The organism is Micromonospora sp. FIMYZ51, from assembly GCF_038246755.1.
GTDB lineage: Bacteria > Actinomycetota > Actinomycetes > Mycobacteriales > Micromonosporaceae > Micromonospora.
On record NZ_CP134706.1, the window covers coordinates 5,277,893 to 5,293,172 of the forward strand.

10 protein-coding genes and 2 pseudogenes are annotated in these 15,280 nt (G+C 73.7%); 3 read left to right on the plus strand and 9 right to left on the minus strand.

What is annotated here, in order from left to right:
• Window positions 1-24: 24 nt before the first annotated feature.
• From QQG74_RS23550 to QQG74_RS23570, 5 genes and pseudogenes are all read right to left on the minus strand, one after another.
• A pseudogene (locus QQG74_RS23550) lies at window positions 25-390 on the minus strand (Na+/H+ antiporter subunit E); the annotation flags it as partial.
• On the minus strand, window positions 387-1,853 hold the full coding sequence (locus QQG74_RS23555) for a proton-conducting transporter membrane subunit (RefSeq protein ID WP_341716914.1): 1,467 nt from the start codon (window positions 1,851-1,853) through the stop codon (window positions 387-389). The pseudogene QQG74_RS23550 and the gene QQG74_RS23555, both read right to left, overlap by 4 nt.
• The gene (locus tag QQG74_RS23560) at window positions 1,850-2,248 is read right to left on the minus strand and encodes a sodium:proton antiporter (protein WP_341716915.1); all 399 of its coding nucleotides are present in this window, start codon (window positions 2,246-2,248) and stop codon (window positions 1,850-1,852) included. The genes QQG74_RS23555 and QQG74_RS23560 overlap by 4 nt, the downstream gene beginning before the upstream one ends.
• Window positions 2,245-5,060 (minus strand): annotated as a pseudogene (gene mbhE, locus QQG74_RS23565) (hydrogen gas-evolving membrane-bound hydrogenase subunit E). Before mbhE ends, QQG74_RS23560 begins: the two are co-directional and overlap by 4 nt.
• 15 nt (window positions 5,061-5,075) lie before the next feature.
• Window positions 5,076-5,900, minus strand: a complete 825-nt coding sequence (locus QQG74_RS23570; protein WP_341716916.1) for an isochorismatase family cysteine hydrolase — start codon at window positions 5,898-5,900, stop codon at window positions 5,076-5,078.
• 341 nt (window positions 5,901-6,241) lie between these two features.
• On the opposite strand from QQG74_RS23570, the gene QQG74_RS23575 reads away from it, so the two are divergent.
• The 3 genes from QQG74_RS23575 to QQG74_RS23585 are packed head-to-tail and all read left to right on the plus strand — an operon-like array spanning window position 6,242 to window position 11,085.
• The gene (locus tag QQG74_RS23575; RefSeq protein WP_341716917.1) at window positions 6,242-7,294 is read left to right on the plus strand and encodes a MoxR family ATPase; all 1,053 of its coding nucleotides are present in this window, start codon (window positions 6,242-6,244) and stop codon (window positions 7,292-7,294) included.
• Between the two features lies 1 nt (window position 7,295).
• Complete coding sequence (locus tag QQG74_RS23580; RefSeq protein ID WP_341716918.1) at window positions 7,296-8,594, plus strand: DUF58 domain-containing protein; 1,299 nt, start codon at window positions 7,296-7,298, stop codon at window positions 8,592-8,594.
• Window positions 8,595-8,610: 16 nt separating this feature from the next.
• A complete protein-coding gene (locus QQG74_RS23585) occupies window positions 8,611-11,085 on the plus strand; it encodes a DUF3488 and transglutaminase-like domain-containing protein (protein ID WP_341716919.1) in 2,475 nt (824 codons plus the stop codon).
• A gap of 303 nt (window positions 11,086-11,388) precedes the next feature.
• On the opposite strand, the gene QQG74_RS23590 is transcribed toward QQG74_RS23585, so the two are convergent.
• The 4 genes from QQG74_RS23590 to QQG74_RS23605 form a co-directional block, all read right to left on the minus strand.
• Window positions 11,389-11,784 (minus strand): DUF3040 domain-containing protein, encoded by a 396-nt coding sequence (locus QQG74_RS23590; protein ID WP_341716920.1) that lies wholly within the window; start codon window positions 11,782-11,784, stop codon window positions 11,389-11,391.
• Window positions 11,785-11,899: 115 nt separating this feature from the next.
• Window positions 11,900-13,159, minus strand: a complete 1,260-nt coding sequence (locus QQG74_RS23595; RefSeq protein ID WP_341716921.1) for a DNA polymerase IV — start codon at window positions 13,157-13,159, stop codon at window positions 11,900-11,902.
• Window positions 13,160-13,197: 38 nt separating this feature from the next.
• Complete coding sequence (locus QQG74_RS23600) at window positions 13,198-14,388, minus strand: nucleotide pyrophosphatase/phosphodiesterase family protein (RefSeq protein WP_341721338.1); 1,191 nt, start codon at window positions 14,386-14,388, stop codon at window positions 13,198-13,200.
• Between the two features lie 113 nt (window positions 14,389-14,501).
• On the minus strand, window positions 14,502-15,266 hold the full coding sequence (locus QQG74_RS23605) for a methyltransferase domain-containing protein (RefSeq protein WP_341721339.1): 765 nt from the start codon (window positions 15,264-15,266) through the stop codon (window positions 14,502-14,504).
• Window positions 15,267-15,280: the final 14 nt, after the last annotated feature.

Here is a 15,280-nt window from a genome sequence, read left to right on the forward strand (position 1 = left end):
CGGATCGGCGGCGGGGTGGTCGGCGGGGCGTAGTGCGGCCAGCACCCGCCGCTCCAACTCGACGGTGTACCGGCGGACCGCCACCGGGTCGGCGGCGTACATGCCGTGCACCGACAGCGCCATCGGATCGCGGTGCACGGCCAGGACGAGCGTGCCCGGGGTCAGGCTCACCGCCAACGTCACGGCCGCGATCTCGCTGTCGGTGACCGCGCGCACCGGCACCCGTACCACGGCCGGGTGCAGCCCGGAACCGGGGGTCAGGATCTCCCGGGCCACGGTCAGGTTCGTCTGCACCAGCCGGACCGCGTACCAGCCGGCGAAACTCAGGACCCGTCCGGTACGCAGCACCGCCCGCCGACCGAGGCCGGGTCGCTTGGTCCGCCCGCTCATCGACCGGTCACCGCCCGTACGTAGCCGGCCGGGTCGGTCAGCCCGGCGGCGGCGGTGTCGGCCACCAGCAACAGCGGCTGGGCGGCCAGCCCCGCCACCAGGGCGAGCCCGGCCAGGGCCAGCGGCGGCCCGACCAGCGACCGCCCGATCCGCTGCCGCACCGCCGCGCCCGGCGGCTCGTCGCTTGTGAACAACGCGCTCCAGATCTTCAGCATGGAGAGCAGGGTGGCCAGGCTGACCAGGATCGCCACCGTCATCGCCGGCCAGGCACCGACCTCTGCGGTGGCCCGCAGCAGCAGGAACTTGGCCAGGAAGCCGGAGAAGGGCGGCAGGCCGGCCAGCGACAGCGCCGCCGCGCCGAAGGCCAGGGCGAGCGCCGGCCGCTGACTCGCGAGACCACCCGAGCCGTCCAGCCGGTCGCTGCCCCGACCGGCGCGCACCGCCGCGGCGCAGAGGAACAACGCCGCCTTCACCACGATGTACTGGGCCAGGTAGTACACGGTCGCGGCCAGGCTCGCGGCGGTGAACAGCGCCAGGCCGAGCAGCAGGTACCCGATCTGGCTGACCATGTGGAAGGTGAGGATCCGGCGCATCGTGCTCTCCCCGAGCGCGCCGAGCACGCCGACCACCATCGACAGCAGCGCCACCGCGCCGAGCAGCCAGTGGTAGGCCGGGTCGCCGCCGTACACCACGGCGTAGATCCGGATGACGGCGTAGAGACCGACCTTGGTGAGCAGCCCGGAAAAGAGGGCCACCACCACCGGCGAGGCCACCGGGTAGGTGCGCGGCAGCCAGTCGTGCACCGGCACCAGCGCACTCTTGACCGCCAGCGCGAGCAGTACCACGCCACCGGCGACCGCCACCGCCGGGTCGTCCCGCGCCGCGCCGGCCAGCGCGCCCAGACCCACCGTGCCGGCGGTGCCGTAGAGCAGGGCCACCCCGGTCAGCAGCAGGGTGGAGCCGAGCAGGTTGGTCGCCACGTACACCCGGCCCGCGCCGCCCCGCCCGGCGCCGCCGGTCAGACTCAGCAGCACGTACGAGGGCACCAGCATGACCTCGATCAGCACGAAGAGGTTGAACAGGTCGGTGGTGAGGAAGGCGCCGTTCGCCCCGGCGGCGAGCACCAGCACCAGCGGTAGGAAGTACGGCCGCCGGTCGTCCCCGGAACCGGCGGCGGAGATCAGGCAGCAGAACACCACAAGCGTCGCCACCGTCACCAGCAGGGCGCTGAACGCGTCGGCCGCCAGGCCGATGGCGACCGGCGCCGGCCACCCGCCGACCCGCAGCACCGCCACCGCGCCGTCGGCGGTGCCGACCAGCAGCGCCACGGCGCCTGCCAGCACCGCCGCCGTGGTGGCCAGGGCGGCAGCCCGATGCAGCCGGGTGCGTCCGGGCAGGGCCAGGAGCAGCCCGGCCACCAGCAGCGGCCCGGCGATCGGCAGCAACAGCAGCAGGCCGTTCATCGGGACACCTCCGGTCCGCCGTCGGCCGGTCGGTGCGCCTCGTCGTCGGCGGGGCCGCCGTCGCCCGCCCCGGTGTCGTCGTCGCCGTCGAGGTCGCCGCCACCGGCATCCGGGTCCGCCGTGCCCCGGCGCAGCAGGCCGAGCAGGTGGACGGTGATACCGAAGGTGATCACGATCGCGGTCAGCACGAACGCCTGCGGCAGCGGGTCCGCCGTCTCGGGGCCCACTTCCGCCAGCGGCGACGTACGGCGTTGCAGCCCGCCTGCGGCGAGCAGCACCACGTTTACCGCGTGCCCGAGCAGGACGAAGCCGAGCACCAGGCGCAACTGGCCGGGACGCAGCAGCAGGAAGACCCCGGCCGCGACAAGCGTGCCGACCATCAACGCGGCGCTCATGACGCACCTCTCGCGGCGCTGCGGGGCGCGTCCGGCGCGGCGGCCGGCGGTAGGCCGAGCCGGCGTACCGCGGCCACCACCAGGGCCAGGACCATCAGATAGACGCCCAGGTCGAACAGGAGCGCGGTGCTCAGCGACGGCACCGGTCCGGGTGGGCTGACGTGCAGCGGGGTGAGGAAGGACCGGCCGGCGGCGAGCGGCACCAACCCGGCACCGACGGCCGTCAGCAGCCCGACGGTCAGCAGCGGCACCGCCCGCAGCCGGCCCACCAGCGCAGCGTTACCCGGATGGGCGAGCTGACCGAGCCCGACGGCGGTGCCCGCGAGCAGCGCCGCGATGAACCCGCCGCCGGTCTCGTCGTGGCCGCGCAGGAACAGCACGGCCGAGGCGATGAGCATCAGCGGCGCGAGCATCCGGTAGGCCAACCGCAGCACCGGGTCGCGGTCGGCCCGCTCGCCACCCGTGGCCCGGCCGCGATCCGTGACCCGGCCGGCGTTCGTCGCCCGGCCGGCATCCGTGGCCCGACCGGCATCCCGGGCCCGGCCGACGAGTTGGACCAGGCCGAGCGCCACCACCGCGAGCACCACCGCCTCGCCGAGGGTGTCCAGGGCGCGGAAGTCCACCAGGATGGTGTTGACCACGTTCGTGCCGCCGGTCAGCTCCTCGGCGTGGTCGAGATACCACCGGCTGGGCTCGGACGGTTCGGCACGACCGGTCAGGGCCGCCGTGCCGGCCGCCGCCGCGCCCCCGCCGCCAGCGCGAGCAACGCCGCGCCGACCACCGGCCGACGGCGGCCGATCGGGGCGAGCCGGTCCGGCTGCTGCCGCAGGGCCAGCATGACGACCACCGCGGTGAGCACCTCCACAAGCATCAGCGTCAACGCCACATCCGGCGCACCGACGGTCAGGAACCAGACCGTCAGCAGCAGCCCCACCAGGCCGGTGAGCGCGATCGCGGCAAGCGCCGAGCGCACCACCAGCAGGCCGACGAGGGTCAGGCCGAGCAGGCCCAGCAGCAGCCAGTCGGTGGACCGGGCGAGATCGCCGCCGGAGATGGCCGGCACACCCGGCAGCAGCACAGCGACCGCCGCGAGGAGCACCACGGCCAGCAGCGGCCGGGCCAGGTAGGGGGCCGGTCCCGGGGCGTGGGCCGGCCGGGCGACCAGCGCGCCGACCCGCAGCAGCCCGTGCCGCCCACGCTCCAGCAACTCGGCCAGGGGCGGCGTGGTCGGCACCGCCCGCAGCCACCGGTCCACCCGCACCCGTCCGAGGAAGAGCGCGGTACCCAGCAGTACGGTGAGCGCGCTCAGGCCCAGCGCCGGGGTGAACCCGTGCCAGAAGGCCAGGTAGGGCGGGGTGCCTTCCGGGCGGGCGTCGTCGGCGGCCCGTTCCACAAGCGGGCTCAGCACGGCCACCGCCGGACCGAGCGCGGTGGCCACCACCGCGGCGACCGCGGCGGGAGCCAGGAACGACCAGGAGGGCTCGTGCAGCCGGCGCTGCCGGGTCGGCCCCTCGATCATTCCGTACACGAGCCGGGCCGCGTAGGCGAAGGTGAGCACCGAGGCGAGCACCGCGAGCCCGGCGGCGGACCAGCCCAGCCACCACACCCCGCGTGACTCGCCGAGCGCCTCGAAGATCGCCTCCTTGCCGACGAAGCCGATGGTCGGCGGCAGGCCGGCCATCGACATGGCGGCCAGGGCGGTGAGCCAGACCGTCACCGGCATCACCCGGTGCAGCCCGGAGAGTTCCCGCACGTCCCGGCTGCCGGCCTGGTGGTCGATGATGCCGACAAGCATGAAGAGCGTGGCCTTGAACAACGCGTGGGCGACGGTGTAGAGGATCGCCGCCGCGTCGGCGGCCGGGGTGCCCGCACCGATCACCCCGACCAGCAGGCCGAGTTGGCTGACCGTGGAGTACGCCAGCAGCGCCTTGAGGTCGTACTGCCGCAGCGCCAGCGCCGCACCGAGGATCGCGGTCAGCAGCCCGCCGACCATCAGCACGGTGTCCCACACCACCGTGCCGCCGAACACCGCCGAGAACCGCATCAGCAGATAGATGCCGGCCTTCACCATCGTGGCCGCGTGCAGGTACGCGCTCACCGGCGTGATCGCCACCATCGCGCCGGGCAGCCAGAAGTGGAACGGCAGCTGCGCGGACTTGGTGAACGCGGCGATCAGGATCAGCGCGCCGATCGTCCAGGCCGGCCCGCCGGTGAGCCGCTCCGGTTCGTCGACGATCGTGTTCAGGCTTGTGGTGCCGGCGTGCACCGCCACCAGCACGATCGCGGCCAGCAGGGCCAGCCCGCCGGTGACGGTGACCAGCAGGGCCTGCACGGCCGGACCGGTGGCGGCCGGCCGGCCGCCCTGCCCGATCAGGACGAACGACAGGATGGAGGTCAGTTCCCAGAAGACGAAGAGCACCAGCAGGTCGTCGGAGAGCACCAGGCCCAGCATCGCGGCGGCGAAGAGGGTAAGCGTGGCGTACACCCGCTCGTGCCGGCCCTCCTCGGCGCTGAGGTACCGGGGGCAGTAGGCCATGATCAACGCGCCGACGCCGAGGGCCAGCAGGGCGAAGACCAGGCCGAGCGCGTCCATCCGCAGCGCGGCGCTGACCTCCAGCGCGGGCAGCCACCGCCAGGCCACGGCGATCTCCCGGTTGTCGAGGATCGCCGGCAGTTGGCTGAGCAGCAGGCCGGCACCGACCAGGTAGCCGGCGGCCAGCGGGTAGCCGGCGTCGCGCCCGAACCGCCGGGTCAGCAGCGGGGTGCAGCCGGCCAGCACGGCCTGCCAGGCGAGGACGACCGCGAGGATCACGAGAGCCGGTCCGTCTCAGGAACCACTCGCCTTCCGGTACGGCTGCGGGTTTGCGAACGCCTCGGTGGTGGTGACGAAGCCCCAGCACTGCTTGGTGTTGAACAGCACCGCGTCCTTGCAGTAGGCGGGGCTGGAGGTGGCGGTCGCATCGGCGATGACCACCGGGTTGTAGTCCCGGAAGTAGGCGTCCTCCACGGTCGTGCTGACGCACTGGTCGGTGTTGACGCCGCAGACGTAGAGCGTCTGGATGCCCTGGGTACGCAGCACCTGGTCCAGGTGGGTGCCGTAGAACCCGCTCATCCGCACCTTCTCGACATGGATGTCGTCGTCGGTCAGGTGGCCCTTCAGCTCGTCGACCATCTCCGCGCCCCAGGAACCGGCGGTGAGCACCTGTCCCCGCTCCAGTTGCTCACCGATGCCGGCCTGGTCGAGCCGGTGCTTGAACGAGTGCAGCGTCGGGGCGCCGAGGTTGCGCAGGTCGGGCCGGTTGTGCCAGTAGATCCAGATGACGAACATGCCGTGCCTGCGCGCCGCGTCGATGGCCCGCTGCACCCCGGGGATGGCCGACCGGCAGGCCTGGTAGTCGAGCCCGGAGCGGTCGGTCCAGCCGCCGGCGGCGCAGAAGTCGTTCTGCATGTCGACCACGGCCAGCGCCCCGCGGTCGAGGCTGTCGACGAAGGGCAGCAGCTCGGCGTCGAAGCGCATCAGCCGGCCTGCGGAATGCTGCGGCGCCAGGTGGACGTGGTCCTCGTAGAGGTACCAGCGGTCGGCGCTGGCACCGAGCTGCACCCCGCCGTCGCCGGTGTCCCGGTAGATCTCGCGGTAACCGTGGTCGGGCATGTCACCTCTCGCTTCCGTCTGGGTCCGGCGTGAACCTCGGCGCGACCGGGCCGGCCCGGCGACGGCCACTGGCGCCGACCCGGCGACGGCCACTGGCGCCGGCCCGGCGTCGGCCACTGGCTGGCCGCATTACCCGGCACAGTCGTCGACATGCGTTGCGTGAATGACAAATCACTGTGTAACCGGTCAAACACCTGCGGCGGTCGGCGTTGGCGACAAACATGGTTAGCCTGAGAGGCCAGTGAGATTGCTGCGGCAGACGAGGCTCGCACGTCGCGAACCCAACGGCGGGTCCAGGTGCTCTTTTCAGAGCTGCCGTGACGGCGACGAGGAGGAGGCCCGTGACACAACAGACCTGGGACGAAGTTGGCGGATTGCTGCCGCACGACGAGTTCCGCGCCGCAAGCGACGCAATCGTGGCCAACATCGAGCAGGTCATCGAGGGCAAGACCGCCACCGTGCGGCTGGCCCTCGCCGTCCTACTCGCCGAGGGTCACCTACTCATCGAGGACGTCCCCGGCGTCGGCAAGACCAAGCTGGCCAAGGCCCTGGCGCGGTCCATCGACTGTTCGGTACGCCGGATCCAGTTCACTCCCGACCTGCTGCCCAGCGACGTCACCGGGGTGAGCGTCTACAACCAGGAGACGCACGACTTCGAATTCCGCCCGGGTGCCGTCTTCGCCAACCTGGTGGTCGGTGACGAGATCAACCGGGCCTCACCGAAGACCCAGTCCGCGCTGCTGGAGTGCATGGAGGAACGGCAGGTCACGGTCGACGGGGTGACGTACCAGCTACAGACCCCGTTCATGGTGATCGCGACGCAGAACCCGATCGAGATGGAGGGGACCTATCCGCTGCCGGAGGCGCAGCGCGACCGGTTCACCGCCCGGATCGCGATGGGTTACCCGGACCCCACCGCCGAGTTGGCCATGCTCGACGGCCACGGCGCGGTGGACCCGCTGCCGGCGCTGCGGCCGGTCTCCGACGCCGAGACCGTCCGCCGGCTGATCGGCCACGTCCGGCAGGTGCACGTCGCCGACGCGGTCAAGCAGTACGCCGTCGACCTGGTCACCGCCACCCGCGAATCGCCCGACCTGCGGCTGGGTGCCTCGCCCCGATGCACGTTGCAGCTGCTGCGTACCGCCCGCGCGGTGGCCGCCCTGGACGGGCGTGACTACGTGCTCCCGGACGACCTCCAGGTGCTCGCCGTCCCGGTGCTGGCGCACCGGCTCATCCCCACCGCCGACGCCCAGCTCGCCCGCCGCACCACCGACGCGATAATCGCCGACCTGGTGCACCGGCTGCCGCTGCCGCACGACCGCAACCGCTCGCCGTACGACAGCCGCCCGCCGAGCGGCAACGGCCGGGCACCATTCGAGCCCCGGAGGCCGTGACGTGCGTGACGGGCTACGCGGGCTGACCACCCGCGGCCGTTCCTTCCTGGCCGCCGCACTCGCCGCGGCCATCTCCGCCGGCATCCTCGGCGAGAAGGACCTGCTGCGGGTGGCGGTGCTGCTGGCCGTCCTGCCGCTGCTCGCCGCGCTCTACGTCGGCCGTAGCCGCTACAAGCTGGCCTGCCACCGGTCGCTGGACCCGCACCGGGTGCCGGTCGGCGCCAGCGCCCGGGTGGTGCTGCGGTTGCAGAACATGTCCCGGCTGCCCACCGGCACCCTGCTGCTGGAGGACCGCCTCCCGTACGCGCTGGGCAGCCGGCCCCGGGTGGTGCTGGAACGGCTCGGCGCGCACCAGGCCAGCTCGGTGGCGTACACCGTGCGGGCCGACGTACGCGGCCGGTACGAGGTGGGCCCGCTGGTGGTCCGGATGGCCGACCCGTTCGGGCTCTGCGAACTGACCCGCGCGTTCCCCGGCACCGACCGGCTCACGGTCGTGCCGCAGGTGGTGCCGCTGCCCTCGGTACGGCTGCCCGGCGAGTACGCCGGCAGCGGCGAGAGCCGGGCCCGCTCGGTCGCGGTGCACGGCGAGGACGACGCGGCGACCCGGGAGTACCGGCGCGGCGACGACCTGCGCCGGGTGCACTGGAAGTCCACCGCGCGTACCGGCGAGCTGATGGTGCGGCGTGAGGAACAGCCCTGGGAGAGCCGGGCCACCGTGCTGCTGGACACCCGGGCGTACGGCCATCGGGGCGACGGCCCGACGGCCAGCTTCGAGTGGGCCGTGTCCGCCGCCGCAAGCGTCGCCGTCCACCTGCGCCAGGCCGGCTACAAGCTGCGTCTGGTCACCGGCTCCGGCGGGGACGTCGACGCGAGCGAGGGGGCCGGTGACGGGCTGCTGCTCGATCACCTCGCCGAGGTCCGGCTGGACCAGCGGGTCGAGATCACCACGCTGATCCAGCACGTCCGACAGCGCTCCGACGGCGGTCTGATCATCGGCGTGTTCGGGTCGTTGAGCACCGCCGAGGCGGAACTGCTCGCCGGGTTGCGGGCCAACGGTGCCACCTGCGTGTGCTTCCTGCTGGACAGCTCCGCCTGGCTCAACCTGCCGGCGCACGCCCGGGTCGAGGCCGATCAGGCGCACGACACGGCTGCGCTGGCCCTGCTCCAGTCCGGCTGGCGGGTGATCGGCGTCGGCCACGGTGACCGGCTGGCGGCGCTCTGGCCGCAGGCGGGCCGCGGTTCCCAGGGGTTCGCCCTCCGTGCGGCGATGGCCGAGACGGTGGCGGGTACCGCGCGATGAACGGAAGGTCCCCCTCATGATCGCCCATCGAAATCTGGGCCTGGTGGCCGCCGCCGCGACGCTGCTCGCCGCCGCGCCGCTGTCGGCCATCTTCGAACGCTGGACGTGGCTGGTCCAGGCCGTCATCGCGGTGGCCGCGGTGGCCGCCGCGGCGGCGCTGGCCCGGCTCGGCCGGACCCCGGTCTGGGTTCAGGTGCTGGCCATGCTCGGCGGCCTCACGCTCGCCCTGACCTGGCTGTTCCCCAGCGGTGAGGAACTGCTGGCCGTGCTGCCCACCCCGGCCACCTTCGGGCACTTCGCCGAACTGGTCGCCGGCTCGGGCGAGGACATGCGCACCCACAGCGTGCAGGTGCCGGACACCGACCCGCTGCTGTTCGTCACCGTGCTCGGGGTGGGCGCGGTGGCGGTGCTTGTGGACGTGCTCTGCGTCGGGCTGCGCCGGCCCGCCCTGGCCGGGCTGCCGATGCTGGCCATCTACTCGGTGCCGGTGGCGGTCTACGTGGACAGCGTCCCGCCGCTGCCGTTCGCGATCGGTGCCGCCGGTTTCCTCTGGCTGCTGGTCACCGACAACGTGGACCGGGTACGCCGGTTCGGCCGGCGGTTCACCGGCGACGGCCGCGACGTCGACGTCTGGGAGGCGTCGCCGCTGGCCGCCGCCGGACGCCGGTTGGCCGTGGTCGGCCTCGCGCTGGCCGTGCTGGTGCCGCTGGCCGTGCCGGGGATGACCGCCGGCCTGATGAGCAACCTGAACCCCGGCGCGGGTTCCGGTCTCGGCGGCGGTGGACTTGGCGGCTCCCCCGGGCGGGTCGACCTCTTCGCCGCGCTCAGCGGACGGCTCAACCAGTCCCAGGTGACCGACCTGGTCAAGGTCACCACCACCGAGGAGGAGCCCTTCTACCTGCGCTTCGGGGTCGCCGACGACCTCCAGGCGGACGGGTTCCGGGTGCGGGGCCCGAACGGCCAGCGGGTCACCGGTGACCTGCCCGACCCGGCGCGGCGGACGCTGCCCGGGGTCGAGCGGACCCGACACCAGGCCACCGTGGAGGTCAGCCGCGACCTGGACATGCGGCTGCTGCCGGTGTACGCCGAGCCGGTCCGCTTCGCCGACCTCGGCAACAGCTGGTTCTACGACCCGAACCTGCAAATCGTCTTCTCCAACCGGGAGAACTCGCGGGGCCGCACGTACTCGTTCGACTACGTGCGCTCGACGTACAGCCCGCAGGCGCTGCGCTCGGCCCGGCCGCTCCCAGCCGACCTGCCGCTACGCCGGGAGCAGACCCGCACCCCCGAGGTGGGCGAGGTGCGCGAGCTGGTGGCGGAGCTGGTCCGGGGCAAGCGCACCGAGTACGACAAGGTGCGGGCCATCTACAACTACTTCTCCGAGGACAACGGCTTCACCTACCAGCTGACCACGGAGGAGGGCACCAGCGGCGAGCAGATCCTCGACTTCCTGGAGAACAAGGCCGGCTTCTGCCAGCAGTACGCCGCGGCGATGGCCTGGATGGTGCGGGACGCCGGCATTCCGGCCCGGGTCGCGTTCGGCTTCACCAACGGCAACCGGCGCAGCGGTGACACCTTCACCCTGACCAACCGGAACCTGCACGCCTGGACCGAGGTTTACTTCGACCAGGTCGGCTGGGTGCCGTTCGACGCCACCCCGAGCTACGGGGTGCCCGGCTCGACCCGCTCGGCCTGGGCGCCGGACGTCGACGCCCCGGAGGACTCGACGCCGCAGACCGGCACGGCGGACACCCCGGACGAGAGCGAACCCTCGGCCGGCCCGGACCGCGCACCGGACCAGTTCGAGGAGGGCGACGACCCGACGGCGGCCGGCAGTGACGGCACGTCCGCCCAGTCGACACCGGTCTGGCCCTGGTTGGCGGTCGTCGGCGTACTGGCGCTGTTCGTCCTGCTCGCCGTCCCCGCGCTGCGCCGGCTCGCGCTGCGCCGTCGCCGGGGCCGGCCGGCCCCGGTGTTGCGGACGGTCGACGCGCCGGACGCGGACGCCACCGGCGCGGACCAACCGGTCATGGTGGTCGGTACCGATCCGGATCGGGCCCGCGCCGACGCGCACGCGGCCTGGGAGGAACTGATCGACACGCTTGTCGACTACCGGGTCCGGGTGGACCGGGCGGAAACGCCACGAGCCACCGCGGAACGGCTGGCCGGCGAGCCGCTGCGCGCCGACGCCGCGGCCGGCACTGCGGCACGCCTGCTCGGCCGGGCCGAGGAGCGGGCCCGCTACGCGCGGGACCCGTTGACCGGCGAACCCCTGCCGGCGGCCCTGCGCACGGTACGCGAGGCGCTGGCCGGTCAGGCCGATCGGCGTACCCGTCTGATGGCGACCGTGCTGCCGCCGTCGGTGCTGCACCGGTGGCGGACCGCCGTGGCGGACACTTCGGCGCAGTTGGTGGCCTCCGGTGAGCGGCTGCGGTACCGGCTGCTGCGGTTCAGCCCACGCCGGCTGATCGCCAGCCGCACGGGGCGCTGAGGCCGGCGGCGAAACGACGACCGGGCCGGCGGTGGGAAGTCTCCCACCGCCGGCCCGTTTCTACGCCAACGTCCGGTTCTCTCGTCAACGCCCGGCCCGCTCGTAGACGCAGCGGCGCGCGAAGGCAGCACTTCGCGAACGTAACGGCGCGCGAACGTAACGGCGCGCGAACGCAGCGGCTCGCGAACGCAGCGGCTCGCGAACGCAGCGGCGCGCGAACGCAGCGGCGCGCGAGCACAGCGGTTCGCTGGCGGCGGAGAGCCCGGCCCGACCTGGGTACGCCTCAGGAACGGCGCGACCGGGTCAGCGGTGGCCCTCCGGGCGTTGCCGCCAGCGGTCCTCCAGCCGGTCGATCAGGCCGGATCGCCGACCGGCCCGGCCCCGGGACCGGCGACGGCTCGCCGTGCCTCCGACGACGTGCAGGTCGGGTGACTGTGCCCGGCGGTGCGACTGCACCGCGAAGGCGGCCGAGGCCAGCATGACGACGAATCCCGCCACTGCCAGCGGCGGAGTCTTGATCACCGCGCCATAGACCAACAACGCCAGGCCAGCAATGATCACGCCGGCAGCGACGAGCAGGCGACGCCGCGCATGGAAGCGCGGATCGCTGGCGCGCACGGCCGAGGCGAACTTGGGGTCCTCGGCAAGCGACCGCTCGATCTGCTCGAACAGCCGCTGCTCGTGCTCCGAGAGCGGCACGGCACTCCTCCCCGGTCACGTTGGTCGGTCCGGTCGGACCGACAGACCGTGGCAGCCAACCGGCTGCTTACCCGCAAGTCTACGAGGGCCCTCGCGCGTCGGAAAGCGGGACGACCTATGGCCGGGTCGGATTTTCATTTCGGTGGGTATCACGCCCGGTGAGCAGACTAGCCGGACCTATGACGGACCGCCCGAAACGGGCAGCCGCGGCGTCGGCGGCGGCCTCCGCCTCGCGCCAGCCGCGCTCAGGTGCACCGAGGGCGAGCTGTCGGGGCGTCTCGGCCGCCGCAGTGAGCCCTTCGGCCCGTACGCCGACCAGACGGATCGGCTCACCCGGGTGCAGGGCGGTGAAGAGGGACCAGGACGTGTCGAACATCTCCCGGGCGACATCGGTGGGCACGTCCAGGGTGCGCGAGCGGGTGAACGTCCGAAAGTCGGATATCCGCACCTTCACCGAAATCGTCCGCCCCACCTGCCCGGCGGCGCGCAACCGGGCCCCGACCTTCTCGGCCAGCGCGAGCAGGGTGCGCCGGATCTCGGCCGGGTCGACGACGTCGACGTCGAAGGTGACCTCCGCACCGATCGACTTCTCGACCTGCTCCGGGCTGACCCGGCGCGGGTCCCGCCCGGCGGCCAGTTCGTGCAGGTGCACCGCAGCCGCCTCGCCGAGCGCGGTGCGCAGCATGCCGACCGGTGCCGCCGCGAGGTCACCGACGGTGCGCAGACCGAGCCGCAACAGCGCCTGCTCGGAGCGCTCACCGACCCCCCAGAGGGCGGAGACCGGCAGCGGATGGAGGAAGTCGAGCACCTGCGCGGCCGGGACGACGAGCAGGCCGTCGGGCTTGGCCCGGGTCGACCCGAGCTTTGCCACGAACTTGGTCGGCGCCACCCCGACCGAGCAGGTCAGCCCCTGCTCGGCGGCGACCCGCTCGCGGATGTGCCGGGCGATCGCGGCAGGCGGGCCGAAGAGCCGCCGGGCACCGGCGACGTCGAGGAACGCCTCGTCCAACGAGAGTGGCTCGACCAGCGGCGTGACGTCGCGGAAGATCTGCATGACCGCCCGCGAGGCGGCCGAGTAGCGGGTGAAGTCCGGCGGTAGGAAGACCGCGTGCGGGCAGAGCGCGCGGGCCCGCATGGTCGGCATCGCGCTGCGTACCCCGTAGCGGCGGGCCTGGTAGCTGGCCGAGCTGACCACGCCGCGCGGACCGACTCCGCCGACCACGACGGCCCGGCCGCGCAGCTCCGGCCGGTGGCGCACCTCCACCGAGGCGTAGAAGGCGTCCATGTCGACGTGCAGGATCGAACAGCCGGTGTCGTCGGCGTCCGGCCCGAACCGGGGATCACCGCCCCGGGGTATCGACTGGCTGCGGCCCACCCGCGCAGGTTATCCCCCGGGACCGACATGCCGACCGGTCAACCCCGCACCACCAGCAGCGGGATGGTCATCTCGGCCGCCGTGTCCGCGCCGTGCAGCGCCACCAGCCGGGACACCGCCGGGCTCTCCGACCGGCTGGCCAGCACCGCGTACGTGTCGTTGCAGACCACCACGACGTCGCCGATGCGGCGCAGGTGTTCCTCGGGCACCGGCCCGAACCAGCCGGTGGCCACCGCCTCGTCGCGGGTCAGCACCCGGGCGGCGGACCCCAGCACGCCCGACCAGCTGGCCACCACGTCGGCGGTGGCACCCGGCTCGACGTGCAGGTAGCGCACCCGGGGCTCGCCCGCGACGACCCGTACCCCGGCGGTCAGCCGGGGATCGGTGTCCAGGTCGAAACGGTCCCCCGGCGGCACGTCCAGCTGCCCGTGGTCGGCGGTGACCAGCAGCGCCGCGTCCGGTGGCAGGCCGTCCACCAGCCGGCTCAGCAGCGCGTCCACCTCGGTCACGGCCGCTCGCCACGGCATCGAGTCCACCCCGCTGAGGTGGCCGTGCCGGTCGACGTCCGGGTGGTAGCCGGAGACCAGGGTGGGCCCGGTCCCGGCGGCCAGGGCGGTGAGCATCGTGGCGGCCAGCTCGTCGACGCCCGCCGCGCCCCGGTAGTCGCCGCCCCGGTTCGCGGCCAGGGTCAGGCCGGTGCCGCCGAACTCCGGTCGGCTCACCACGGTCACCGCCACCCCGGCGGCCCGGGCCCGCTCCAGCCAGGTGGTCACCGGCTGCCAGCGCAGCGGCGACGGGTCGTCGGCCCACTCGATGTGGCTGAGCACCCGGTCGGTGCCGGGCACCCGCAGGGTGAAGCCGACCACGCCGTGCGCGCCGGCCGGCACTCCGGTGCCCAGGGTCACCAGACTGGTCGGGGTGGTCGAGGGAAAGCCGCAGGTGAGCGGCCGACCGACGGTGGCGGTCAGCCCGGCCAGAGCCGGCGCGTACGGCGCGGCGACCGGAATCTGGTACCAGCCGAGGCCGTCGACCAGCAGCACCGCGATCCGGCGTACCCCGGCCAACTCGGCGCCCAGCCCGAGCAGATCCACAGCGCCGGGCACCCCGAGCACGCCGAGTGCGCTCGGCAACACGTCCGCCAGGCTCCCCCCGCCATACTCCGGCGACACCGGTGCAAGGAAGGGCCCCTTGTTAACGCCTGGAGTAGAGGAAGGGCCCCCTTTTAACACCTGCCGAGCGCCGGGCGCCTGCCGGGCGGCGGGCAACGGGTGCGCGGCGGGCAGCGGGTGCGCGTCGGGCAGCGGGTGCGCGTCGGGCAGCGGGTGCGCGTCGGGCGGGCCGGTCATGCCGGGCGGCGGGCGAACAGGTGCAGCTGGGCGGCCAGGTCCCGCCAGGGCGGCTGGGCGGCGAGGGTACGTTCCAACTCGACAAGCGCCGCCGGCTGACCGTCGGCCACGGCCGCCGGAAGCAGGTCGGCGAGGACGCGTACGCCGTGGATCTCCTCGACCGTGAGCCCGGCGGTGGTGAGCAGCGCGGCGGCGCTCTCGGCGTCGAAACGCCGACGCAGCGTGTCCCGGGCACCGGCGCTGCCCTCGGGGTCGACGGCCAGCGTCGCGGCCACGTCGAGGTGGCCGTTCATCGCCCGGCCGAGCACCGCCGCGGCCCGCCCGGCGACCAGCACGCTCGCCGCACCGCCCGGCCGCAGGGTGCCGGCCAGCGCGACCGCCACCAGCGTCGGGTCGTCGACGACCTCCAGCACCGCGTGGCAGAGCACCAGGTCGACGCTGGCCGGCTCGACCAGCCCGGCGAGCGCGTCGCCGTCGCCCTGGACGGCGCGTACCCGTCCGGCCACCCCCGCCTCGGCGGCCCGGCGGCTGAGCGCGGCGAGCGCGTCGGGACTGGCATCGACCACGGTGACCCGGTGCCCGGCCCGGGCCAGCGGCACGGCGAAGCCACCCGTGCCGCCGCCCACATCGAGCACGGTCAGCTCGGTGCCGGGGCGGCGGTCCAGTTCGGCGCGGAGCACCGACCAGACCACGGCGGTACGGGGAGTCAGTGGCGGTCCGGACGGGTTCAGGGTCTGTTCCACCTGGTCGAGCCTAGTCAGCCCGGCCCGCACCG

Bases quoted from the DNA above. Each gene is read 5' to 3' on its own strand.
- QQG74_RS23555 (WP_341716914.1), bottom strand. From the start codon at position 1,853: ATGAACGGCCTGCTGCTGTTGCTGCCGATCGCCGGGCCGCTGCTGGTG.
- QQG74_RS23560 (WP_341716915.1), bottom strand. From the start codon at position 2,248: ATGAGCGCCGCGTTGATGGTCGGCACGCTTGTCGCGGCCGGGGTCTTC.
- QQG74_RS23570 (WP_341716916.1), bottom strand. From the start codon at position 5,900: ATGCCCGACCACGGTTACCGCGAGATCTACCGGGACACCGGCGACGGC.
- QQG74_RS23585 (WP_341716919.1), top strand. From the start codon at position 8,611: ATGATCGCCCATCGAAATCTGGGCCTGGTGGCCGCCGCCGCGACGCTG.